This is a genomic window from Variibacter gotjawalensis, assembly GCF_002355335.1.
Lineage (GTDB): Bacteria > Pseudomonadota > Alphaproteobacteria > Rhizobiales > Xanthobacteraceae > Variibacter > Variibacter gotjawalensis.
Genome location: NZ_AP014946.1, coordinates 1877222 through 1900693 on the forward strand (window position 1 = coordinate 1877222; position 23472 = coordinate 1900693).

Genomic DNA, 23472 nt, shown 5'->3' on the forward strand with positions numbered 1-23472 from the left:
ACGATGTCGCGTGAAGACAACATGACGCCAGAAAAACCCGGTATCTTCTCGGGCGAGCGCCGCCGCGCGCTGATCCATTCGCTGTTGTACGGCAAGGGCACCGACCGCGCCGCGAAATCGAAGGCCCGCGTATTCCTCGCAATCGCGGGCTTCAGCGTGATCTACACGATCATCGCGGTGCGCCTCGTCACCTTCGCGGTCGCGCCGGAAAAGCAGGCGAGCCGCACGGCGCGCGACGCCGTCTCGACCGCGCGCCCCGACATTCTCGATCGTAACGGCGAAGTTTTGGCGACGGACGTGAAGGCCGCGTCGTTGTTCGCCGAGCCGCGCCGCATCATCGACGTCGACGAAGCTGTTGAGCTGCTCACCGCCGTGCTGCCGGACCTTGACGCGACCGAAACACGTCAGCGTCTGGCGTCGCGCAAAGGTTTCGTCTGGCTCAAGCGTGAGATTTCGCCGAAACAGCAGCAGGAAATTCACCGCCTCGGTCTTCCGGGCATCGGCTTTCTGCGCGAGAATAAACGCGCGTATCCGAGTGGCTCTGTCGTTTCGCACGTGATCGGTCACGTCAACATCGACAACCAAGGCATCGCCGGCATCGAGCGCTGGCTCGACAAGAATGGCCTCGCCGACTTGCATCTTGCGGGCTTCGCGACCGATCGTCAGCAGAAGCCGGTCGAACTCGCCGTCGATCTGCGCGTGCAACACGCGCTGCGCGACGAGCTTCTGCAAGCGCGTGAAAAGTTCAAGGCGAAGGCAGCAGCCGGCACGATCGTCGATGTGCGCACCGGCGAAATTCTCGCGATGGTCTCGGTGCCGGATTACGATCCGAACAGCCCGAAGGAAGCCAACGATCCTACCCGCATCAACCGCCTGACGACGGGCGTGTTCGAGATGGGCTCGACCTTCAAATCGCTGACGCTTGCGATGGCGCTGGACAGCGGAAAATACTCGGTCAACTCGCCATTCGATGCTCGTGCTCCGCTGCACTACGGCCGCTTCAAGATCAGCGACTATCACGCTCAGCGCCGCGTGCTGACGATGTCCGAAGTGTTCCAATATTCGTCGAATATCGGCACTGCTCGCGCCGCCCTTGGTGTTGGCGTCGAAGGTCACAAAGCGTTCCTCAAGAAACTCGGCCAAATGGATCGGCTGCGCACGGAGCTTCCCGAGAGCGCCGAGCCGCTCGTGCCGAAGCGTTGGGGCGAACTCAACACCGTGACGATCTCGTTCGGTCACGGCATCGCGGTCGCGCCGCTGCAGGCCGTGATGGGCGTGTCCGCGCTCGTCAACGGGGGGCTTCTCATTCCGCCGACATTCATGAAGCGCACCGAAGAGGAAGCTAAACAACTCGCCACGCGCGTCATCAAGCCGGACACCAGCGAGAAGATGCGCTACCTGATGCGCATGAATGCCGAGAAGGGCTCGGCGCGCAAAGCGGATGTCGAAGGCTACTATATCGGCGGCAAGACCGGCACGGCCGAAAAGGTCGTCGGCGGCCGCTATTCGAAGACCAAGCTGCTCACCAGCTTCACGGCCGTGCTCCCGGCCGATAAGCCGAAATACCTGATCCTCATCATGCTGGACGAGCCGCAGGCCGTTCAGGGCACGTTTGGCTTCGCGACATCGGGCTGGAACGCGGTTCCGGTCGGCGGAAAGGTCATCGGCCGCATTGCGCCGTTGCTCGGGATCGAACCGCGCCGCGACTTGCCCACGTCCGACAAGCTGATTCTGGCGAACATTCGTACGGGACGGTGATAAAAAGGCGGGCGATTCGCCACTTTCGCCCCAATTCGGTTGGTAGGAGTTCTTCGCCGCGCGTATTGGGCATGCGGCATAGACGAGACCCGACGACGCATGAAGCTCAAAGACGCAACTCCGCCCGATGCGACGTTCGATCCGGCGGCGGCTGCCATCGAGGTCGGAGGCGTTTCGGCCGATAGCCGGACGGTGCGGCCGGGCGACATCTTTGTCGCTCTCGCCGGCAACAAGACGGACGGCGCGCGTTTCATCTCCGCCGCCCTGAGCGCCGGCGCTGCCGCCGTGATGGCCGAACAGAAACCTGCCGAACTCGGGTCAGCCGCTTTCATTCAAGTCTCGAACGCACGGCGAGCTCTCGCGCTGACGGCTTCGCGCGTCTTCCCGCAACAGCCCGCGACGATCGCGGCCGTGACCGGCACCAGCGGCAAGACATCGATCGCTGCTTTCGTGCGCCAGATCTGGAGCGAGCTTGGGTTGCGCGCCGCAAGCGTCGGCACCGTCGGTGTCGTCGCGCCGGACCGTGAAGTTTACGGCTCGCTGACGACGCCAGATCCCGTCGAGCTCGCGCGCACCGTCGACGAACTTGCGCGCGAAAAAGTCTCGCACCTCATCGTCGAAGCGTCCTCGCACGGTCTCGATCAATATCGTCTCGAGGGTCTGCGCGTCCGTATCGCGGCCTACACAAATTTGTCGCGCGACCATCTCGACTACCATCCGACGATGGAGGCGTATCTCGCCGCCAAGCTGCGTCTTTTCACCGAACTTGTGTCGGCGGACGGCACCGCAGTGATCAACGCGCTCGACGAACATGCGCCGCAGGTGATCTCGGCGGCGCGGCGGCGCGGGCTGAATGTCATCACGACGGGCGGTGCGGATTCGACCATCGCGGTCGAGCACCTAACGCGCGATGGTTTCGGTCAGCGCATCGATGTGCGCTACGCCGGCAAACAGCATCGCGTTGCCTTGCCGCTCGTCGGCGGGTTCCAGGTCGAGAACGCGCTGGTCGCCGCCGGCATCGTCATCGCGTCGGGCGGCGATGTCGCCAGGACATTCGCGGCGCTCGGCAACCTCGAAGGCGCGAAAGGCCGGCTTGAACGCGCGGGCGTTTTCCATGACGCGCCGATCTTCGTCGACTATGCGCACAAGCCTGGCGCGCTCGAGAAGACGCTCGAAGCGCTGCGGCCTTACGCGTCGCGCCGTCTTGTCGTCGTCTTCGGCTGCGGCGGTGATCGCGATGCCGGCAAGCGCCCGATCATGGGCGCGATCGCGGCCGAGAAAGCCGACACCGTCATCGTCACCGACGACAATCCGCGCAGCGAAGATCCGGCCGCGATCCGCGCCGCCATCATGGCGGCGGCGCCGGGCGCGACTGAAATCGGCGACCGGGCCCAGGCGATCCGCGAAGCCATCCACGCGCTCGAAGCCGGCGATGTGCTGGTTGTCGCCGGCAAAGGCCACGAAACCGGGCAGATTGTGAAGGATCGCGTTCTGCCGTTCAGCGATCACGAGGCCGTTGCGGCGGCGTTACAGCAAGAGAAGGCCGCATGACGAAGCAAGCGTTGTGGACTGTCGCGGATGCCGCGAAAGCGATGCGCGCGAAAACGCACGGCACGATGCCGCAAGCGATCACCGGCTTGTCCATCGACACGCGCACCGTGAAGACGGGCGAAGCATTCTTTGCCATCCAAGGTGAAAATCGTGACGGCCACGAATTCGTTCCGGCCGCGTTGAAAGCCGGCGCGGGTGTTGCGGTCGTCGCGCGCACGGACGGGCTCGCGAAGGATGCGCCCGCGCTCGTTGTCGGCGACGTGCTCGAAGGCCTCGCCGACCTCGGCCGCGCCGCGCGTGCGCGGATTGACGCGCCGGTCGTCGCCGTGACGGGATCTGTCGGTAAGACCGGCACGAAGGAGGCGCTGCGTCTCGCGCTCGGCGCGCAAGGCGAAACGCATGCGTCGGTCGCGTCCTACAACAATCACTGGGGCGTGCCGCTCTCGCTCGCGCGCATGCCGGCGAGCACAGAGTTCGGCGTCTTCGAACTCGGCATGAATCACGCCGGCGAATTGACGCCGCTGACCAAGATGGTGCGCCCGAACATCACGATCGTCACCACGATCGAACCGGTGCATTTCGAATTCTTCGGCTCGCTCGAAGCCATCGCGGACGCGAAGGCCGAGATCTTTCTCGGCGTCGAGAAGGGCGGGGCCGCGATCCTCAATCGCGACAACAGCCAGTTCGATCGTTTGTCGAAGGCCGCGCGCGCGGCCGGCATCGAACGCATCGTTTCGTGCGGCGAACGCGAGGGCGCCGATGCGCGCCTGCTCGAGGTTGCGCTGAAGGGCGACGGCTCGACGGTCCGCGCCAACATTCTCGGCACCGAGGTGACCTACAAACTCGGCGCACCAGGCCGCCACGTCGCGCTCAACTCGCTCGCCGTGCTGGCGGCCGTCGCACTGCTCGACGGCGACCTCGCGCTCGGCGCGCTCGCGCTCAATAATCTCCAGCCGCCGGTCGGGCGCGGTGCCCGCGCGACGCTGCGCTTCAATGGCGGCGACGCTCTGCTGATCGACGAGAGCTACAACGCGAACCCGGCCTCGATGCGCGCCGCGCTGTCGCTGCTCGGCCAAGCGTCTATCGGCAAGCGCGGCCGCCGCATCGCGGTGCTCGGCGATATGCTGGAATTGGGGCCGAAGGGCCCGGATATGCATGCGGCACTTGCCGAAGCGGTGGTCGACAACGACATCGATCAGGTTTATTGCGCTGGGCCGCTGATGCGCGCGCTGTGGGACAAACTTCCGCCCGATCGTCACGGCGTTTACGCGGAGAGTTCCGCGGCGCTCGAGCCTGCCGTCGTCGAAGCAGTGCGCGCCGGCGACGCCGTCATGGTGAAGGGTTCGCTCGGCTCCAAGATGGCTCCCATCGTCAAGGCGCTGTCCACGCGCTACTCGGCTGAAAGATAAGCATGTTTTATTGGCTGACTCAGTTCTCCGACACGATCAACGTGCTGAACGTGTTCCGCTACATCACGTTCCGCACCGGCGGCGCGATGGTCACGGCGCTTATCATCGTGTTCCTTTTCGGCCCATTCATCATCTCGTCGCTGCGCGCCGCGCAAGGTAAGGGTCAGCCTATCCGCGAAGACGGTCCGGCCTCGCATCTCGTCTCCAAGCGCGGCACGCCGACCATGGGCGGCCTGATGATTTTGTCCGGCCTCGTCATCTCGACGCTGATGTGGGCGAACCTCTCCAACCGCTACGTCTGGATCGTGCTCGGCGTGACGCTGAGCTTCGGCATGATCGGCTTCTACGACGACTACCTGAAAGTGACGCGCCAATCGCATGCCGGTTTCGCCGGTCGCACGCGCCTCGCGATTGAAATCGTCATCGCGGGCCTTGCATGTTTCGCGATGTCGCAACTCGGCCGTCCGCCGTTCGCGACATCGCTGGTGTTTCCGCTATTCAAGGAACTGATCCTCGATCTCGGCTGGTTCTTCATCATCTTCGGCGGTCTCGTAATCGTCGGCGCCGGCAATGCCGTGAACCTCACGGATGGTCTCGACGGCCTCGCCATCGTGCCTGTGATGATCGCGTCGCTCTCGTTCGGCGTCATCGCATATCTCTGCGGCAACGCGGTGTTCGCGGACTATCTGCAGATCCACTATGTCGTCGGCACCGGCGAACTCGCGGTCTTATGCGGCGCGATGCTCGGTGCGGGCTTGGGCTTTCTCTGGTTCAACGCACCGCCCGCGTCGATCTTCATGGGTGACACCGGGTCGCTCGCGCTTGGTGGCATGCTCGGCTCGATCGCGGTCGCGACGAAGCATGAGATCGTACTCGCGATCGTCGGCGGCTTGTTCGTGCTCGAAGCCGTATCGGTGATCGTGCAGGTCGTATCGTTCAAGCTCACCGGCAAGCGCGTCTTCAAGATGGCGCCGATCCATCATCACTTCGAGCAGCTCGGTTGGACCGAGCCGCAAGTCGTCATCCGCTTCTGGATCATCTCGGTCGTGCTCGCGCTCGCCGGTCTCTCGACGCTGAAGCTGCGATGATTCCCGTCACCGCATTCGCCGGACGCCGCGTCGCTGTTTTCGGCCTCGGCAGCTCGGGGCTCGTGAGCTGCCGCGCGCTGATGGCAGGCGGCGCCGACGTGATCGGGTTCGACGACAACGCGCGCGGCCTCGCCGAGGCTGAGAAAGCCGGCATCGCGACCGCCGATCTGCGCCAGCAGGACTGGAGCAAAATTGCCGCGCTCGTGCTTGCGCCCGGCGTTCCGCTGACGCATCCGGCACCGCACTGGACCGTCGGCGTGGCGCGCAACGCCGCCGTCGAAGTCATCGGCGATATCGAGCTTTATTGCCGCGAACGCCGCCGCAGTACGGGCGCGACGCCCTTCATCGCGATCACGGGCACCAACGGCAAATCGACGACGACGGCCCTCACCGCGCATCTCTTCGCGTCGGCCGGTTACGAAGCCGCCGCCGGCGGCAACATCGGCACCGCGGTGCTCGCGCTCGAATCGCCGCGCGCCGGCCGCATGCATGTGATCGAGTGTTCGTCGTTCCAAATCGATCTCGCGCCATCGCTCGATCCTTCGGTCGGCATTCTGCTCAACCTCTCGGAAGATCATCTCGATCGTCACGGCACCTTCGAGCATTACGCGGCGATCAAGGAGCGCCTCGTCGCCGGTGTGCCGCAAAACGGCACCGCGATTGTCGGTGTCGACGATAACGCGTGCCAGGCGATTGCGGATCGCGTCGAGAAAGCCGGCAAACGCGTCGTGCGCATTTCGGTGCGCCGTCCGCTCGCGGATGGAATTTATCTCGAAGCCGAGCAATTGATGCTCGCAAGCGGCGGCACCGCGACGCCGATCGCGTCCGTCGGCGGCATCGGTTCGCTGCGCGGCACGCACAATGCGCAGAACGCAGCGGCGGCTGCGGGCGCGGCGCTGGCGCTTGGGTTGTCGACCGAGCAGATTCAGCGCGGCCTACGTTCATTTCCGGGGCTCGCGCATCGCATGGAGCAAGTTGCGCATCGGGGCGGCGTGCTGTTCGTCAACGACTCGAAAGCGACGAACGCCGACGCTGCGGCACGCGCGCTCGCAAGCTTCTCGAACATTTTCTGGATCGCGGGCGGCAAAGCGAAGAGCGGCGGCATCACGTCGCTCTCCGGATATTTTCCGCGCATCCGCAAAGCGTATCTGATCGGCGAAGCTGCCGACGAATTCGCCGGAACGTTAGAAGGCAAAGCGCCGTATGTGATCTCGCGCACGCTCGATGTAGCGGTCGCGGATGCCGCGCGCGACGCGAGCGCGGCGGGAATTGCCGACCCGGTTGTGCTGCTGTCGCCGGCGTGTGCGTCCTACGACCAGTTCCCGAATTTCGAGGTTCGCGGCGCGGCGTTCCGCACGGCCGTGGAGTCGCTGCGCTAGCCTGTAGCCCGGATGAAGCGCGGCGCGTGAGCGCCGAGCGCAATCCGGGACCGGCAGTTGTCTGAAACTCTGTCCCGGATTTCGCGAGGCGTTGCCTGGCTCCATCCGGGCTACGAAAACTGTCTTTCGGCAAATCCTTAACGGAATGGAAACCATAAGCGGTCAGGACTTATGGCTGGAGTTTTCTTGGTAGGCCTGACCCATGATTTCGCGCGCCAAACGCACCCCTTTCGGTGAGTGGTGGTGGACCGTCGACCGGTCCTTGCTGGTCGCGCTGCTGGTTTTGATGCTCGGCGGCATCATCCTCTCGCTGGCCGCAAGCCCGCCGGTCGCCGCACGCATCGGCCTAGACCCATTCCACTTCGTGAACCGTCACGTTTTCTTCCTGGTCCCGGCCTGCATCGTGCTGATCGGCACCTCAATGCTGTCGCCGCGCAATCTGCGCCGGTTGGCACTGCTGACTTTCATCTGCGCCGTTGTGCTGCTGCTCGCGACGCTGAAATTCGCCCCCGAGGTCAAAGGCGCGCGGCGCTGGATTTCGATCATGGGCATCGGCGTGCAGGCGTCCGAATTCGTGAAGCCCGCTTTCGTGATTCTGATCTCGTGGCTATTCGCCGAATCGGCGCGCCGTCCCGAGATGCCCGCGAACACGCTGGCGATCGGTTTGCTGTTGCTCGTCGTATCGCTGCTCGTCATGCAGCCGGACTTTGGACAGACGATGCTGATCACGCTCGTCTGGGGCGCGCTGTTCTTCATGGCCGGCATGCGATGGATTTGGGTCGGCGGTCTCGCGGGCACCGCGATGCTCGGCCTCTTCGGCGCCTACTTCACGGTGCCGCACGTTGCGAAGCGCATCAAGCGCTTTATGGATCCGTCGTCCGGCGACAGCTTCAACATCGACGTCGCGCTGGAATCCTTCGCGCGCGGCGGATGGTTCGGCACCGGTCCGGGCGAGGGCACCGTCAAACGCGTTCTCCCCGAGAGCCACACCGACTTCGTCTTCGCGGTCGCCGGTGAGGAATTCGGCGTCGTGCTGTGCCTCATCCTCGCGAGCTTGTTCGCCTACATCGTGCTGCGTTCGCTGACGCATGCGGCGCGCGACGACGATCCGTTCACGCGCTTTGCCGTCGCGGGTCTCGCGATGATGTTCGGCATCCAGTCGTGCATCAACATGGCGGTGAACCTCCACTTGATGCCCGCCAAGGGCATGACGCTGCCGTTCGTTTCCTACGGCGGATCGTCGATGATCTCGCTGGCTTACGGCATGGGCATGCTGCTGGCGCTGACGCGCGAACGCCCGCAGGCCGAGCGCCTCGGCTCCGGCGACAGCTTTGCGCCGGCGATGGGCACCACGTAATGCGGCCCGACGCGCGGCCGTTGGTTCTGCTGGCTGCCGGCGGAACCGGCGGGCACTTGTTTCCGGCCGAAGCGCTGGCGAATGCGCTCGGCAAGCGCGGCGTTCTGGTCGATCTCGCGACCGACGAACGCGCCGTGCACTACGGCTCCGTTTTCCCGGCGCGCGAAACCCACATCATCCCGAGCGAAACGCTACGCGGCCGCGATCCGATTTCGATCGCAAAGATGGTGACGAAACTCGGCCTCGGTTTCGCGAAGGCTTACGGCATGCTCGGGCGCGTCAAGCCGAGTGCGGTCGTCGGCTTCGGCGGTTACCCGACGTTGCCGCCGATGTGGGCCGCGCGGGCGCGCAAAATTCCGACGATCATTCACGACGCCAACGCCGTGATGGGCCGCGCCAACCGCATGCTGGCGGATCGCGCGTCCGCGATCGCGACGAGCTTCCCGGATGTTGCGGCGAAAAATCCGCAATGGGCCGGCAAGGCGACGCTCACCGGCAATCCGGTTCGGCCTGCGGTGCTTGCCGCAGCCGAAACGCCGTACCCGGCCGTCGATGGGCCGCTGCGGATCATCGTGACCGGCGGCAGCCAGGGCGCGCGCATCATGTCCGACATCGTGCCGCCGGCGATCGAGCATCTCGACCCGACAATCCGCGCGCGGCTTACCGTCGTGCAGCAGGCCCGCAAGGAAGATATCGAGCGCGTCCGCCAAGCTTACGCAGCCTACGGCGTGCCGGCGGAAGTCGCGCCGTTCTTCCCGGACCTGCCGGCCCGCATCGCGTCCGGCCACATCGTGGTGTCGCGCGCGGGAGCGTCGACCGTGTCGGAACTGGCCGTGATCGGCCGCCCGTCGATCCTGGTGCCTCTGCCGCATGCACTCGACCAAGACCAGCTCGCCAACGCCAACGTGCTCGCCGGGGCGGGCGGCGCCATCGTGATGCCGCAGGCGGATTTCACCCCGGATCGGCTGGCCGACGAGATCAACATCCTGGCACGCGCGCCGGAGCGGCTCACACGTATGGCGGCGGCAGCCAAAAGCGCCGGCTTCAGCGACGCAGCGGAGCGCCTCGCCGAACTGGTGCTGCGCGTCGCCGGCATGCGGCCAAATTCCTAAACTTGACCCATTGCGCGTTCTTCGCCATGGCGTGGTGAAAGGGAGCATTTTCAAGTGAAGTGGATACCGGTTCACGTCAAGAAAATGCGACAACTCAAGAATCGAGACTCTCGCTTTGATTCCATCAAAGCGGGATAGGCTCGAAGAGGATGAAATCATGAAGCTGCCGCGCGAACTCGGCCCGATCCATTTCATCGGCATTGGTGGCATCGGCATGAGCGGCATCGCCGAAGTGCTCGCCAATCTCGGCTACACGGTGCAGGGCTCGGACGCCTCCGACAGCGCTAACGTGAAGCGCCTGCGCGAGCGCGGCGTCTCGGTCGCGGTCGGTCACGATGCGAAGAATATCGGCGAGGCCGCCGTGGTGGTCGTCTCGACCGCGATCAAGCGCGACAATCCTGAACTGGTCGCTGCGCGCGCCGCGCGCCTGCCGGTCGTCCGCCGCGCCGAGATGCTTGCCGAGCTGATGCGCCTCAAGCACGCGATTTCGGTCGCCGGCACGCATGGCAAGACGACGACGACCTCGATGGTCGCGACGCTGGTTGAAGCCGGCGGCTTCGATCCGACCGTTATCAACGGCGGCATCATCAACGCTTACGGCACCAATTCGCGCCTCGGGGCCGGCGAATGGATGGTGGTCGAGGCGGACGAGTCCGACGGCACGTTCCTCAAGCTGCCGTCCGACATCGCGATCGTGACGAACATCGACGCCGAGCATCTCGATCACTTCAAGACTTTCGCGGCCGTGCAGGAAGCTTTTCGAGCCTTCGTCGAGAATCTGCCGTTCTACGGTTTCGCCGTAATGTGCACAGATCATCCGATCGTGCAGCGAGTCGTCGGCCGCATCGAGGATCGCCGCATCGTAACCTACGGCGAGAACCCGCAGGCGGACGTGCGCCTCGTCGATCTCGTCAACGAAAGCGGCCAGCAGCGTTTCTCGATCCTGTTCCGCGATCGCGCCGGCGAAACCGTGCATCGCATCGACAATCTCGTGCTGCCGATGCCGGGTCGCCACAATGCGCTCAACGCCACGGCTGCGATTGCGGTGGCGCATGAGATGAAGGTGCCGGACGAAGCGATCCGCAAGGCGCTCGGCGGTTTCGGCGGCGTCAAGCGCCGCTTTACGAAGACAGGCGAGTGGAACGGCATCACGGTGATCGACGACTACGGCCATCATCCGGTCGAAATCGCGGCGGTGCTCAAAGCCGCGCGCGAGTCGACAAAGGGACAAGTCATCGCCGTCATGCAGCCGCATCGCTACACGCGTCTGCAGTCGCTGTTCGAGCCGTTCTCGACCTGCTTCAACGATGCCGATGCGGTCGTCATCGCGGATGTTTACGCGGCCGGCGAAGCGCCGATCGACGGCATCAACCGCGATTCTCTGGTGGCCGCGGTTCGTGCGCGGGGGCATCGCCAAGTCATCGGCCTCGATGGGCCGCAGCAGCTCGCCTCGATCGTGAAACGCCTCGCTCAGCCGGGCGATTATGTCGTGCTGCTCGGCGCCGGCAACATCACGCAGTGGGCTTACGCGTTGCCGGAAGAACTCGCCGCGAGCGAGCGCGCCGCGTAACTCGGTTCGTTTGGCGTGGCTTCACGCCATTCTTGGCGTCATGGTTCGGACTTGCGTCAGTCTCCGTCATGGCCCGGCTTGTCCGGGCCATCCACGTCTTTCTTTTCGAAGCACCAGAAAGTAAGACGTGGATGGCCCGCATGAAGCGGGCCATGACGGAATTCTGGATTGCGCGCAGCGAACTCAACCATGGCGTTTCCTGACATCATCGCAGATCTGAAAGCCGCCGCGCCGGAAACACGCGGGCGCTTGCTCGCGAACCAGTCGCTCGCGGAATTCACGTGGTTCCGCGTCGGCGGTCCCGCGCAGGTGCTCTTCACGCCGGCGGATGAAGACGATCTCGCTTATTTTCTCGCACATCTCGACGCGGCGATACCCGTCACGGTGATCGGCGTCGGTTCGAACCTCATCGTGCGTGACGGCGGTATCGCGGGCGTCGTGATTCGCCTGGCGCCCAAGGGTTTCGGCGCTGTCAGCGTCAATGGCGATGTGATCGAAGCGGGCGCAGCGGCGCTCGACAAGCGCGTCGCGACTGTTGCGGGCGAGGCGGGGCTCGCCGGTCTCGAATTCATGGTCGGCATTCCAGGCTCGGTCGGCGGCGCGCTGCGCATGAATGCGGGCGCGCATGGCCGCGAGACGAAGGATGCGCTCGTCAGCGCGCGCGCGGTGACGCGGCGGGGCGAGAAAATCACCATCGACAACGCCGGCATGGGCTTCTCGTATCGTAAGAGCACGGTGCCGACCGATCATATCTTCACGGCGGGACTTTATCGTGGCACGCCGGAAGCGAAAGATGCAATTGCGGCGCGTATGGCCGAAGTGACGGCGCACCGCGAAGCCGCGCAGCCGATCCGCGAGAAGACCGGCGGCTCGACGTTCAAGAATCCGCCCGGTAATAGCGCGTGGAAAGTCGTCGATGCCGCGGGCTGCCGTGGCCTCATCGTCGGCGGCGCGCAGGTGTCGGAGATGCACTGCAATTTTTTGATCAACCGCGGCAATGCCACGGCGGCCGATATCGAGAATCTGGGCGAAGAAGTGCGCCGCCGTGTGCGCGAGCACTCGGGCGTAGCGCTCGAGTGGGAGATCAAGCGGATCGGTGAAGCGAAACGTTAATCGCCACCGTCTCGTACGGCAATGAGTCTCTCGGCTGTCATCCCGGAAACCGCAAGTCGCGTAGCGACGCGGCTATCCGGGATCTATGTACCCCAAACTCAAACAGGGATACGGGGATCCCGGATCGGCTTCCGGCTCGCGCAGCGCGCTTTTGCGCGCCGCGAGCGGTCGCCGTCCGGGATGACAGCCCCGTTGATTTGACTACGCCGCCGCAGGCTCGCGCTTGCCGCGCATCCACTGCATCACCAGCACGCCGACGCCGACGAGTAATCCGGCCGTCGCCGTGTAGCTGATGTCATGCCCCGTGATCCGCTCCGCGATGGCTTCGAGGATGCTCGGGAAAACCAGCAGCATGCCCGAAAGGATCAGCAGCCCGCGCTCCACTGTCGTCGTCTGACGCAGCGCCCACCCTTGTGCCGCAGCCGCGAGTGCCGCGATGCCGGCCGCAGCCTTGATCGTGACCTCGACGACATCGACCCACGAGCCGCCCTTCGGAATCTGCAGCAGCAAGCCGACACCCTGCGGATCGAGCACGAAAACGAACGGCAACAGAAAAGCCGGCATCGTGTATTTCCACGCCTGCAGCGTCGTCTTGTAGGGATCGCCGCCCGTCACCGCAGCGGCCGCGAACGGCGACAGCGCGGTCGGCGGCGACACTTCGGAGAGCACCGCGTAGTAGAAGATGAACATATGCGCTGCGTAGTCCGGCACGCCGAGCTTGATCAGCGCCGGCGCCGCGATAACGGCGCACATGATGTACGACGCCGTCACCGGCACCGCGAGGCCGACGATCCACACGATCGCGGCGGTGTAGAGTGCGGTGAGCACGCGGTTGCCTGCCGCATAGCCGATGATGATGTCTGCAAAGCGCTGCGCGAGACCCGTCAGCGTAACGACGCCGACGATGATGCCGGCCGCCGCGCAGGTCGCCGCGACGTTGAGCACGCCGGTCGTGCCGTCGCGCATCGCGGCGGCTAGCTTCTTCGTCGGCGGCGAAAGCTCGGGTTTTGCAAGGCCGATATAAGCCGCGATGACGAGCGGGACGAAGACGAGGATGTAGTTATTCTCCAGCACCCACTCGGGCAGCTTCACGTTGAGAAGCTGCAGCACGACGACGGCGATCGAGACGAGCAGGGGCGCCGCGACCCAGCGCGGGATCAGCGTCGTGTCGGTGCGCAGCGCGCTTGCCGCGATGGCGAGCACGGTTGCCCAGAAAACCGAGAGCACCGGTGAGAAGCCGAGCAGCATGAAGATGATGATCGAGATCAGCGAACCGAAGTGAAACCAATAGTTCTTCGTGATCTGCCAGAGGCGGCCGCGCTCGATCATGAGTTCGCCGGCGCCGCCGATCTTGCGTGCGTCGACTTCCACCATCGCGAGGATCGCGAAGTAGTAGAGGACGGTCGGGATCATCGCCATCATGATCACGTCGAAATACGAGATCTTCAGAAACTCGGCGATGAGGAAGGCCGCAGCGCCAAGCACCGGCGGCGAGATGATCGCGCCGAGGCCGCCGGCCGCGAGCAGGCCACCCGCCGCGTTCTTTTCGTAGCCGGCTTTTTCCAGCAGCGGATACGCGACGGTGCCGATCGTCACCGTCGTCGCAACGCCCGAACCCGAAGGTCCGCCGAGCAGGAACGATGAGAGGACGACGGCGCGCCCCGCCGCGTTGCGGCGCCCGCCCATCGCGGCGAACGAGAAGTCTATGAAGAACTGGCCGGCGCCGGATTGCTGCAGCACCGCGCCGAAGATCGTGAACAGAATGATGAGGCTCGACGAGACGTCGACCGTGGTGCCGAAGATGCCTTCGAGCGTCATGTAAAGATGCGCGACGAGGTCCTCGAGCGGGAAGCCACGATGCGTCCACGGCTGCGGCAGATAGTTGCCGTAGAGCGCGTAGAGCAGGAACACGATGGCGACGCTCGGCATGATCCAGCCGGTGGCGCGGCGCGTTGCTTCAAGCAGCAGAACGATGAGTACGACACCGACGATCCAGTCGGTCGTCGTCGGCATCGTCGCGCGGTCGCCGAAGTAAGCACCCTGGCTTAGCATGTAGCAGATGGTGCCCATGCTCGCGAAAGCGAACAGATAATCCCACCAGCGGATGCGATTGCGGAATCGCTGCGCCATCGGGAACAGCAGGAAGCAGAGGAACAACACGAGGCCGACATGCATCGGCCGCAGCACATGCGCCGGAACGATCTCGTACGCTGCGTAAAGGTGGAAGAACGAAACCGCGATCGCGATCGCCGCGATGGCGGTGCCGATCCAGCCGCTGACGCGGTTGAATGAGCCTTCCTCTTCCTCGATGTATTTTTCGATCTTCTCGCGCGCGTCGGCCGACAGCGCTTTCGTCGTCGCTTCGTCGAGCGTGTTCGGATTCGTTTCCATCTTGCCCCCGCGGCTTGCGCCGAAGTTATTTCAAGTGCGGCAAACTCGGCTGTCATCCCGGAAGACGCCAGCTCACGGCGTGCGGTTCGCTTTTGCGAACGGAGCACGCAGGCGAGCTGCGGCTATCCGGGATCCATGTATCCCTGCATGTGCTGGGTTACGTGGTTCCCGGCTCTCGCTTGGCTCGCTCTGCGCTTCGCGCCGCGAGCCACCCGCTCGGCCGGGATGACAGCTGCAGTGTGCGGTAGTCTTCGCTATTCGACTTTGATGCCGGCGTCCTTGAAGTATTTCAGCGCGGCCGGATGCCACGGCACGCCGGCGCGGTTCGTCGTCTGCCATTCCGGCTTGATGTTGAGTGCTTCCTTGTGGACGAGTGCAAGATCGTCGCGCTTCTCGATGATCAGCTTGGTGATCGCGTAAGCGAGATCGTCCGGCATGTCGTCGCGCACCGCGAGGATGTTCCAAACCGAGTTGTTCCGATTGTCCTTGTCCATCCCCTTGTACATCTCTTTGGGAATGACGGCTTCGGCGTAGAGCGGGCCGTATTTCTCGTTCATCTTCTTCGTCAGCTGCGCGATGTCGATCATCTTCAGTTTCACGTTCGGCGTCGCGCCGAGATCGGTGACGGCGGCTGTCGGCAGACCGCCGACCCAGAAGAACGCGTCGATCTTCCTATCCTTGATCGCGTTCACGCTCTCGGCGACGCCGAGACGTTCCTTGCGGATATCTTTTTCGTGGTTGAGACCGGCGGCCTCGAGCACGCGGTTGGCGTAAACTTCCGTCGCGCTGCCCGGCGATCCCGTCGAGACGCGGCGGCCTTTGAGATCTTCCGGCTTCTCGATGTTGGTGCCGTCGACCGTCACGAGATGCATGTGGTTCGGGTAGAGCACCGCGAGCGCGCGGATGCCGAGCTTCTGCGGGAATTTGTCTTTGCCGTTGACGGCGTCCCACGCTGCGTCGACCTGCGTGAAGGCGATGTCCGCCTTGCCGGAGCCGACGAGCTGCAAGTTGGCGACCGAGCCGCCGGTGACCTGCGCGGTCGCCGAGAAGCCCGGCATTTCCTTGCCGATGATGTTTCCGAAGCCGCCGCCCATCGGATAGTAGACGCCGCCGGTGCCGCCGGTGGCGATGATGAGGGCCTTCGGTTGTGGCTGTTGAGCCTGCACGGCAAAGCCGGCCGCCATGGCGGCTGCCGCAACCACAGCTCCCGCTGCCCAAACGCGCACGCGCATTGAAAATCTCCTGTCGTTCCCGTGTGTGGCCGCCCTTATTGCGGGCGTTTTTGATTTATCCGCCCATTTAGGCCCGGTGCGGGAGCGCTCGTCAAACGCATAAGTAGTAAATGGCAAACAAGTGAACGGGGACGCCCGGGTGTGAGGCGAGCTCCGGTATCTCAACTTGGTTACGAATGCGCCTTAAGGTCGGCGCACTGATTCGCAGACTGCTGCTGCGGATGCGCGGGGATTTCTAAAGATGGCGAAGCACGTTGCGGTTCTTTTCGGCGGATGGTCGTCCGAGCGGGAGGTTTCGCTGAGATCGGGCGCCTCCTGCGCCAAGGCCGCCGAAGAGCGCGGCTATCGCGTCACCCGCATCGATGTCGACCGCAACATCGCGGCCGTTTTGGCCGACGTAAAGCCGGATGTGGTGCTCAATGTGCTGCACGGCCGTCCGGGCGAGGACGGCACGCTGCAGGGCATCCTCGAAGTCATGCAAATTCCTTACTCGCATTCCGGCGTTTTGGCCTCGTCGGTGGCCATGCAGAAGGATGTCGCGAAGGACATGTTCCGCGCCAAGGGGATTCCGGTCCCTCACGGCAGCGTCGTCTCGCGTTTCGATGCCGCCAAGGAGCATCTGCTGCCGCGGCCCTACGTTCTCAAGCCGATCGCCGAAGGTTCGAGCGTCGGCGTCTTCATCGTCCGCGAGGATCAGGAACATCCTCCGCAGGAGCTCTATCGGGACGACTGGAAGTTCGGCGATTTGATTCTCTGCGAGAAGTTCATCCCGGGCCGAGAATTGACCTGTGCGGTCATCGGAGACAGGGCCCTGGAGGTCACCGAGATCGTCCCGACGGTACGCTTCTACGATTACGAGGCGAAATACGCCGACGGCGGGTCCAAACACATCGTGCCCGCTCAAATTTTACCAAATGTTTACCAAGAGGCCCGAAGACTGGCAGCGGCGGCGCACAATGCGCTCGGATGCCGCGGTGTTAGTAGGACCGATTTCCGGTACGACGACAGCGTGGGGGGGACGGCGGGACTTTATTGCCTCGAAGTCAACACCCAGCCCGGCATGACCGAGACGTCACTTGTGCCCGAATTGGCGGCGTATGCAGGTATTTCGTTCGGTGAGCTGGTTCAATGGATGATCGAGGACGCCTCGCTCAACCGCTGACGCGGGGTCAGAGCCCTCGCGGCTCTGCGCCGGTACGCGGGTCCGGCTATCTAAACGCGCTCGCTCCTCAGATCGCCTGGTTCGACCGCACCAGCCTGCGCCTCGCCAAAAAAGTTGCCCGTTTCAAGCCGCGTTACATCGGCGTCGTCGCTTCGTTCGCGATCGTGCTCGCTTCGGCGACCTACGGCATGGTTCGTGGTGGTCACGTCGAGACGACGATGGAGGCGCTGCGCGATGTCCGCGATGCCGCCGCCAACGCGGCCGGCTTCAAAATCGCTTCACTCGAGATCACCGGGCGCCGCCAGCTCTCGGAAGCCGAAGTGCTCGCGCTCGCCGGCATCACGGATCGCACATCGCTGCTGTTCCTCAGCGTCGACGATGCGCAGAGGAAACTCGAAGCGAGCCCGTGGGTCGCGCAGGCGACCATCCGCAAACTCTATCCCGGTCATCTCGATGTCACGATCACGGAACGCAACGCTTATGCGGTGTGGCAGCATTCCGGCGAGCTGCACGTTATCGCGGCCGACGGCACCGTGCTGGGTCCGCTCGGCGATCGCAAAATCACCGGTCTTCCGCTCGTCGTCGGTCCCGGCGCTGCAACGCGCGCACGCGCGATCGTGACCGCGCTTGAAGCGCAGCCGGTTCTGCGCGAACAACTTCGCGCCGCCGTGCTCGTCGCCGAGCGCCGCTGGAATCTCAAACTCAAGAATGGCCTCGATGTGCGTTTGCCCGAAGCCGATTTCGAGCGCGCGCTCGAAACGCTCGTCGCGCTCGATCGCGATCGCAGAATTCTCTCGCGTGATCTGACGGCGATCGATCTCCGCGTTGCCGATCGAGTCACGGTCCGACTTTCGGACGAAGCCGCGCAAGCGCGCGAACAGGCCGCAAAAGACGCGAAGAAAAAGAAGGGCGGCCCGGCATGAGTCTTCGTCATGGCATGACGCCGAAGATGAAGCCGGTGGCGCCGAAGCGCACTGTCACGGTTTCGGCGATCGACATCGGCACCAGCAAGATCGCCTGCATGATCGCGCGCCTGCGTCCGGCGCCCGAGACCGACGTGCTGCCGCGCCGCAGCCACGGCATCGAGGTGATCGGCATCGGCCATACCCGTTCTGCCGGCATCAAGGGCGGCAACATCGTCAACCTCGCCGAAGCAGAAAACGCTGTGCGCCAGGCTGTTTCGGCCGCCGAGAAGATGGCCGGCGTGCAACTTGAGTCCTGCGTCGTCTCGGTCTCCGCCGGCCGTCCGACCAGCGATCTCTATGCCGCGACCGTGCACGTGTCCGGCTCGTCGGTCAGCGATCACGATATCGAGCGCGTGCTTGCGGCCGGCAGTCACCACTCGGTGCGCCAGGGCCGTGCGGTTCTGCACTCGTTCCCGATCGGCTACGCCATCGATGATACGCGCGGTGTGAAAGATCCGCGCGGCATGCTCGGCCGCCGTCTCGGCGTCGACATGCACGTGATGACGGTCGATGCAGCCGCCGTCCGCAATCTGATGCTCTGCGTCGAGCGTTGCCATCTCTCGGTCGAGGCGATGGTTGCGACGCCTTATGTCTCCGGTCTCGCGGCTCTCACGGACGACGAAGCCGATCTCGGCGCCGCCGTCGTCGATATCGGCGCCGGCACGACGACGCTCGCGGTGTTCAACAACGGTGCGTTCGTTCACGCCGACGGCTTCTCGCTCGGTGGCCGTAATGTGACGATGGATCTCGCGCGCGGCCTGAACGCGCGCATCGCGGACGCGGAACGCGTGAAGACGCTGCACGGCAGCGTGCTCTCAGGTTCGGCCGACGAACGCGAGATGATCACCATCGCACCGGCGGACGATCGCGAACCCGCACATACGGTCTCGCGTGCGCAGCTGATTCGGATTATCAAGCCGCGTGCGGAAGAGATTCTCGAAATGCTTCGCGATCGTTTGATGAACTCGCCATTCGCTGCCGAGCCGCGCGGCCGCATCGTTCTCACGGGCGGTGGCGCGCAGCTCAACGGGCTTGCCGAACTCGCCGCGACAGTGCTTGGTCGTCAGGTGCGCGTCGGCCGTCCGCTCGGTTTGTCGGGATTGCCGGAAGCCGCCAAGGGGCCGGCTTTTGCGGTTGCGGCTGGGCTGCTCGTGTATCCGCAGCTCGCGCACGTGGAACACTTCGAGGCACGTCGTCCGAGCATGCTCGGCAACGCTGCCAACAACAACTACTTCATGCGGGTGGGACGATGGCTTCGCGAAAGCTTCTGACACTCGCAACGACGACGCTATGGCCGGTGGCGGACCGGTCCCATTCTGCGGCGATCACGAATCCGCGCGCTACTGAAAGAGGCCAACCATGACGATCAACCTGACCATGCCGGACATTCGCGAATTGCGGCCTCGCATCACCGTTTTCGGTGTGGGTGGCGCTGGTGGCAACGCCGTCAACAACATGATCTCGGCGGGCCTGCAGGGCGTCGACTTCGTCGTTGCCAACACGGACGCGCAAGCGCTGACGCTCACCAAAGCCGAGCGCATGATTCAGATGGGCGTGCAGGTGACCGAAGGTCTCGGCGCCGGTTCGCAGCCGGACGTTGGCCGCGCCGCTGCTGAAGAAGTGATCGACGAAATTCGTGATCATCTCTCGGGCGCGCACATGGTGTTCGTCACTGCCGGCATGGGCGGCGGTACCGGCACGGGCGCAGCTCCGGTGATCGCACAGGCCGCGAAGGAAATGGGCATCCTCACGGTCGGCGTCGTGACCAAGCCGTTCCACTTCGAAGGCGCGCGCCGCATGCGCACCGCGGAAGCCGGCATCTCGTCGCTGCAGAGCGCGGTCGACACGCTGCTGATCATTCCGAACCAGAACCTCTTCCGTGTCGCCAACGAGAAGACCACCTTCGCCGACGCCTTCGCGATGGCCGACCAGGTGCTCTATTCGGGCGTCGCCTGCATCACCGACCTGATGGTGAAGGAAGGCCTGATCAACCTCGACTTCGCCGACGTCCGCGCCGTCATGCGCGAGATGGGCAAAGCGATGATGGGCACCGGCGAAGCGTCCGGCGAGAAGCGCGCGCTGCGCTCTGCCGAAGCCGCGATCTCCAACCCGCTGATCGACGACGTCTCGATGAAGGGCGCACGTGGCCTCCTCGTTTCGATCACCGGCGGCCGCGACCTCACGCTGTACGAAGTCGACGAAGCCGCGACCCGCATCCGCGAGGAAGTCGATAGCGACGCCAACATCATCGTCGGCGCCACCTTCGACGAAAGCCTCGAAGGCATCATCCGCGTGTCGGTCGTCGCGACCGGCATCGATCTCGCGATCCAGGCTGCTCAGCAGCAGGCCGCCGCCGCTCAGGTTGTCGAGCAGGTTCAGCAGCGCGTCATCCGCCCGGTCGCCCAGGCACCGCGTCTGCCGGAGCGCAAGATCGAAACGATCCAGCAGCCGGCTGCCGCCGCTCCGATCCCGCACGCCGATCCGGCGATCGAGTTCGCTCCGGTCGAGCATCATCAGCCGACCCAGCTGCACGAAGACGTCACGATCCGCCCGCTCGAGATCAAGGCTGCTCCGGCGATGGAATCGCATGAGCATGCTCCGACGGCTTTCGAGCCGCCGCAGCGCGCCTTCATCCCGCCGGCCGCCGAGCGCCCGGTTGTCCGTCCGCGCATGCCGCGCATCGACGAACTGCCGCCGCAGGCTCAGGCCCAGATCCGCGCGCACCGTGACCAGGTACCGCAGGAGAAGCCGCGCATGGGTCTGCTCCAGCGTTTGGCCCAGGTTGGCCTCTCGGGCCTCCGTGAGCCGCAGGCCGAATCAGCTCCGCAGGCTGCTCAGCCGGTGCAGCGCACCGCCGAACCTGTGGCTCCGATGCCACAGCGTGCAGCAGAAACGCGTCTGCCCGAGCAGGTTGCACACTACGCTCCGCGACCGGTCGCCCAGCGCCCGGCTCACCAGGGCCTGGATCACCATGGACGCGCTCCTGCCCAGCAGGCAGCGTCCGAGGACGATCAGCTTGAAATTCCAGCGTTTTTGCGCCGGCAGGTGAAGTAGAGCTTGTCTGAAATACAAACGGTGTCGGGCGGCCCCAGGGCCGCCCGAATTGTGTCGAGGCCAGCCACGTAACAGTCGGTAAGAAAGCGTGAGTTGGACGAGAGTTAGGCACCGCGTAAGTTCTGCGTCGCACAAGGGGATCGGCGCCTCAGTTTGGGGCACCAGAAGCCAAGTTTGGGGACGCTTCATCTTTTTGTGTGACGACTGCCATTGGGGCGGAAGCCGGCACCACGGCGCTGGTTTTTGGAATTGGGCACGGACGAGTTGATGCAGGTCAATCAGACCACGTTGCGTAAAAGCCTCGCGCTCTCGGGCGCCGGCGTACATTCTGGGCGCCCGGTCCAGCTGTCGATCCATCCCGCACCGGCAAATTCAGGTTATCTCTTCCTCCGTAAAGACGGCGAGCAGACGCGCCAGGTTCGTGCCGAACCTGCAGCAGTCGTCGCGGCCGAATATGCTACCGTTCTGGGCGATGCTTCGGGCCCGGTCGTCGCCACGATCGAGCATGTGCTCGCAGCGCTCTACGGCATGGGCGTCGACAACGCGATGATCGAAGTCGATGGCCCTGAAATGCCGATCATGGACGGCAGCGCAGCGCCGTTCGTCGACGCAATCGAAGCCGCCGGCATCAAGACGCTCTCGGCCAAGCGCCGCTATCTCAAGGTTCTCAAGCCGGTCGGCGTCATGTCCGGTAAGGCTTACGCCGAGCTGCGTCCTAACGCATCGGGCTTCCGCGTCGAATGCGAAATCGAGTTCGATTGCGACGTTATCGGCAACCAGAGCTACGCTCTCGAAGTCGAAGCCGATACCTTCGCGTCGGAAGTTGCGAGCGCGCGCACCTTCGGTTTCCTCGAAGACCTGCAGACGCTGCTCGACGCCGGCTATGCGCGCGGCGCTTCGCTCGACAACACGGTGGTTGTCGGTGAGGGCAAAGTCGTCAACCAGGAAGGCCTGCGCTACGCGGACGAGTTCGTTCGCCACAAGGCGCTCGACGCCGTCGGCGATCTCGCGCTGGCCGGTCTGCCGATCCTCGGTGCTTACCATTCGGTCCGTGGTGGCCATCGCTTGAACTATGCGGTTCTCAGCGCGCTCCTCGCAGACCGCTCGGCTTGGACGATTGTCGAAGCCACGGAGCGCTCCGCGCGTCGCCCGATCTTCCGCCCGTCGCTCGGTCTGAGCGAAGTTGGGCTCCGCGGTCAGCCGGCCTTCTCGGCTGACCGCACGTAAGGGCTGAAGGCCTTAAGCCGAAAGCCACAATCCCGGCCTAATGTCGTCGTATTGGCGCGGCTGATGGATGGGTGGGACAATCAGCAAGTTGCTGGGTCCGGTGTATAATCGCTTCGAGATTCTGGGCGCGCGAGCGACCCTGGGGCACTGATTGAACGATGATGTCGCGTAACGGCACTGCTCGCATGGTCCGCCAATGGCGCGGTCTGGTCTTGGCCCTCAGCCTGCCGCTGCTCGCGGGCTGCAGCAGCTTCGGCATGCCGGACTTCTTCGGCAAGGCCGACACCACGGTTCCGGATGCGCCGGCCGATCGCCTCTACAATGAGGGCCTGTACCTTCTGCAGCAGAAGAAAGACTACAAGGCTGCGGCGAAACGCTTCGAGGAAGTCGATCGCCAGCACCCTTACACCGAGTATTCGCGCAAATCGCTGCTGATGTCGGCGTATTCCTATTACGAAGGCAAAGAGTATCCGGAAGCCGTGATGGCGTCGAAGCGCTATCTGTCGCTGCACCCGTCCTCGCCGGACGCGGCCTATGCGCAGTTCATCATGAGCTCGGCTTATTACGACCAGATCCCCGATCCGTCGCGCGACCAGAAGGCGACCGAGCGCGCCATCAAGGAACTCGAGGACGTCGCGCGCAAATATCCGAATACTGAATATGCGGTCAGTGCGAAGCGTAAGCTCGATATCGCGCGCGATACGATCGCCGCGAAGGAAATGGCCATCGGCCGTTTCTATCAGGAGAAGCGCGACTTCACGGGCGCGATCAACCGCTTCAAGGTCGTCGTGACGCAGTATCAGACCTCGCGTCACGTCGAAGAAGCGCTGATGCGCCTTGCCGAGTCCTACATGGCGCTCGGCATCGTCGGCGAAGCGCAGACGGCTGCGGCAGTGCTCGGCCATAACTTCCCGCAGAGCCGCTGGTATCGCGACGCGTATCAGCTCGTCAGCACGGGCGGCGCCGAGCCGACAGAGAATCGCGGCTCTTGGATCAGCCGCGCCTTCCGCAAAACCGGATTGGGTTGAGCAAAGAAGCTTCTGCAAAGGGCAGACTGCTGACACGCTTGCCCTGGTAGCCACCTTAGAATTCGACTACATCGTG

The 23472-nt window shown here is 64.2% G+C and carries 17 protein-coding genes; 15 read left to right on the forward strand and 2 right to left on the reverse strand.

Annotated elements, in window-relative coordinates:
• Nucleotides 1-21: 21 nt before the first annotated feature.
• The 9 genes from GJW30_RS09185 to murB all read left to right on the forward strand — a co-directional run bounded on the left by GJW30_RS09185 (nt 22) and on the right by murB (nt 12337).
• Nucleotides 22-1758 (forward strand): peptidoglycan D,D-transpeptidase FtsI family protein, encoded by a 1737-nt coding sequence (locus GJW30_RS09185; RefSeq protein ID WP_430727123.1) that lies wholly within the window; start codon nt 22-24, stop codon nt 1756-1758.
• Nucleotides 1759-1857: 99 nt separating this feature from the next.
• Entirely contained in the window at nt 1858-3309 is a 1452-nt protein-coding gene (locus GJW30_RS09190) for a UDP-N-acetylmuramoyl-L-alanyl-D-glutamate--2,6-diaminopimelate ligase (RefSeq protein ID WP_096354506.1), read from the forward strand.
• On the forward strand, nt 3306-4718 hold the full coding sequence (locus GJW30_RS09195; RefSeq protein WP_096354509.1) for a UDP-N-acetylmuramoylalanyl-D-glutamyl-2,6-diaminopimelate--D-alanyl-D-alanine ligase: 1413 nt from the start codon (nt 3306-3308) through the stop codon (nt 4716-4718). Before GJW30_RS09190 ends, GJW30_RS09195 begins: the two co-directional genes overlap by 4 nt.
• Nucleotides 4719-4720: 2 nt before the next feature.
• Complete coding sequence (gene mraY, locus GJW30_RS09200) at nt 4721-5806, forward strand: phospho-N-acetylmuramoyl-pentapeptide-transferase (RefSeq protein WP_096354512.1); 1086 nt, start codon at nt 4721-4723, stop codon at nt 5804-5806.
• On the forward strand, nt 5803-7185 hold the full coding sequence (murD, locus tag GJW30_RS09205) for a UDP-N-acetylmuramoyl-L-alanine--D-glutamate ligase (RefSeq protein ID WP_096354514.1): 1383 nt from the start codon (nt 5803-5805) through the stop codon (nt 7183-7185). Before mraY ends, murD begins: the two co-directional genes overlap by 4 nt.
• A gap of 202 nt (nt 7186-7387) precedes the next feature.
• On the forward strand, nt 7388-8542 hold the full coding sequence (gene ftsW / locus GJW30_RS09210; RefSeq protein ID WP_096354516.1) for a putative lipid II flippase FtsW: 1155 nt from the start codon (nt 7388-7390) through the stop codon (nt 8540-8542).
• Nucleotides 8542-9654 (forward strand): undecaprenyldiphospho-muramoylpentapeptide beta-N-acetylglucosaminyltransferase, encoded by a 1113-nt coding sequence (murG, locus tag GJW30_RS09215; protein WP_172887571.1) that lies wholly within the window; start codon nt 8542-8544, stop codon nt 9652-9654. The genes ftsW and murG overlap by 1 nt, the downstream gene beginning before the upstream one ends.
• 157 nt (nt 9655-9811) lie before the next feature.
• Nucleotides 9812-11224: a UDP-N-acetylmuramate--L-alanine ligase gene (gene murC / locus GJW30_RS09220; protein ID WP_096354518.1), complete on the forward strand. Its 1413-nt coding sequence runs from the start codon at nt 9812-9814 to the stop codon at nt 11222-11224.
• A gap of 189 nt (nt 11225-11413) precedes the next feature.
• Nucleotides 11414-12337: a UDP-N-acetylmuramate dehydrogenase gene (murB, locus tag GJW30_RS09225; RefSeq protein WP_096354521.1), complete on the forward strand. Its 924-nt coding sequence runs from the start codon at nt 11414-11416 to the stop codon at nt 12335-12337.
• Nucleotides 12338-12538: 201 nt separating this feature from the next.
• On the opposite strand, the gene GJW30_RS09230 is transcribed toward murB, so the two are convergent.
• Both GJW30_RS09230 and GJW30_RS09235 read right to left on the reverse strand, forming a co-directional pair.
• Nucleotides 12539-14728, reverse strand: a complete 2190-nt coding sequence (locus tag GJW30_RS09230) for a TRAP transporter permease (RefSeq protein ID WP_096354523.1) — start codon at nt 14726-14728, stop codon at nt 12539-12541.
• A 254-nt stretch (nt 14729-14982) separates the two neighbouring features.
• Nucleotides 14983-15960 (reverse strand): TAXI family TRAP transporter solute-binding subunit, encoded by a 978-nt coding sequence (locus GJW30_RS09235; RefSeq protein WP_096354526.1) that lies wholly within the window; start codon nt 15958-15960, stop codon nt 14983-14985.
• Between the two features lie 241 nt (nt 15961-16201).
• Here GJW30_RS09235 and GJW30_RS09240 point away from each other — a divergent pair, with 241 nt between their 5' ends.
• The 6 genes from GJW30_RS09240 to GJW30_RS09265 all read left to right on the forward strand — a co-directional run bounded on the left by GJW30_RS09240 (nt 16202) and on the right by GJW30_RS09265 (nt 23396).
• Entirely contained in the window at nt 16202-17122 is a 921-nt protein-coding gene (locus tag GJW30_RS09240) for a D-alanine--D-alanine ligase (RefSeq protein ID WP_096354529.1), read from the forward strand.
• On the forward strand, nt 17089-18045 hold the full coding sequence (locus GJW30_RS09245; protein WP_096354532.1) for a cell division protein FtsQ/DivIB: 957 nt from the start codon (nt 17089-17091) through the stop codon (nt 18043-18045). The genes GJW30_RS09240 and GJW30_RS09245 overlap by 34 nt, the downstream gene beginning before the upstream one ends.
• Entirely contained in the window at nt 18042-19358 is a 1317-nt protein-coding gene (ftsA, locus tag GJW30_RS09250) for a cell division protein FtsA (protein WP_096354535.1), read from the forward strand. Before GJW30_RS09245 ends, ftsA begins: the two co-directional genes overlap by 4 nt.
• Nucleotides 19359-19446: 88 nt before the next feature.
• On the forward strand, nt 19447-21141 hold the full coding sequence (gene ftsZ / locus GJW30_RS09255; protein ID WP_096354539.1) for a cell division protein FtsZ: 1695 nt from the start codon (nt 19447-19449) through the stop codon (nt 21139-21141).
• Nucleotides 21142-21408: 267 nt separating this feature from the next.
• On the forward strand, nt 21409-22368 hold the full coding sequence (gene lpxC, locus GJW30_RS09260) for a UDP-3-O-acyl-N-acetylglucosamine deacetylase (RefSeq protein WP_096358752.1): 960 nt from the start codon (nt 21409-21411) through the stop codon (nt 22366-22368).
• Between the two features lie 161 nt (nt 22369-22529).
• Nucleotides 22530-23396, forward strand: coding sequence for an outer membrane protein assembly factor BamD (locus GJW30_RS09265; protein ID WP_096358753.1), 867 nt, complete (start codon nt 22530-22532; stop codon nt 23394-23396).
• Nucleotides 23397-23472: the final 76 nt, after the last annotated feature.

Excerpts from the sequence above, each read along its gene's own strand:
- GJW30_RS09185 (WP_430727123.1), top strand. The coding sequence starts at position 22 with ATGACGCCAGAAAAACCCGGTATCTTCTCGGGCGAGCGCCGCCGCGCG.
- GJW30_RS09190 (WP_096354506.1), top strand. The coding sequence starts at position 1,858 with ATGAAGCTCAAAGACGCAACTCCGCCCGATGCGACGTTCGATCCGGCG.
- GJW30_RS09195 (WP_096354509.1), top strand. The coding sequence starts at position 3,306 with ATGACGAAGCAAGCGTTGTGGACTGTCGCGGATGCCGCGAAAGCGATG.
- mraY (WP_096354512.1), top strand. The coding sequence starts at position 4,721 with ATGTTTTATTGGCTGACTCAGTTCTCCGACACGATCAACGTGCTGAAC.
- murD (WP_096354514.1), top strand. The coding sequence starts at position 5,803 with ATGATTCCCGTCACCGCATTCGCCGGACGCCGCGTCGCTGTTTTCGGC.
- ftsW (WP_096354516.1), top strand. The coding sequence starts at position 7,388 with ATGATTTCGCGCGCCAAACGCACCCCTTTCGGTGAGTGGTGGTGGACC.
- murG (WP_172887571.1), top strand. The coding sequence starts at position 8,542 with ATGCGGCCCGACGCGCGGCCGTTGGTTCTGCTGGCTGCCGGCGGAACC.
- murC (WP_096354518.1), top strand. The coding sequence starts at position 9,812 with ATGAAGCTGCCGCGCGAACTCGGCCCGATCCATTTCATCGGCATTGGT.
- murB (WP_096354521.1), top strand. The coding sequence starts at position 11,414 with ATGGCGTTTCCTGACATCATCGCAGATCTGAAAGCCGCCGCGCCGGAA.
- GJW30_RS09230 (WP_096354523.1), bottom strand. The coding sequence starts at position 14,728 with ATGGAAACGAATCCGAACACGCTCGACGAAGCGACGACGAAAGCGCTG.
- GJW30_RS09235 (WP_096354526.1), bottom strand. The coding sequence starts at position 15,960 with ATGCGCGTGCGCGTTTGGGCAGCGGGAGCTGTGGTTGCGGCAGCCGCC.
- GJW30_RS09240 (WP_096354529.1), top strand. The coding sequence starts at position 16,202 with ATGGCGAAGCACGTTGCGGTTCTTTTCGGCGGATGGTCGTCCGAGCGG.
- GJW30_RS09245 (WP_096354532.1), top strand. The coding sequence starts at position 17,089 with ATGGATGATCGAGGACGCCTCGCTCAACCGCTGACGCGGGGTCAGAGC.
- ftsA (WP_096354535.1), top strand. The coding sequence starts at position 18,042 with ATGAGTCTTCGTCATGGCATGACGCCGAAGATGAAGCCGGTGGCGCCG.
- ftsZ (WP_096354539.1), top strand. The coding sequence starts at position 19,447 with ATGACGATCAACCTGACCATGCCGGACATTCGCGAATTGCGGCCTCGC.
- lpxC (WP_096358752.1), top strand. The coding sequence starts at position 21,409 with ATGCAGGTCAATCAGACCACGTTGCGTAAAAGCCTCGCGCTCTCGGGC.
- GJW30_RS09265 (WP_096358753.1), top strand. The coding sequence starts at position 22,530 with ATGTCGCGTAACGGCACTGCTCGCATGGTCCGCCAATGGCGCGGTCTG.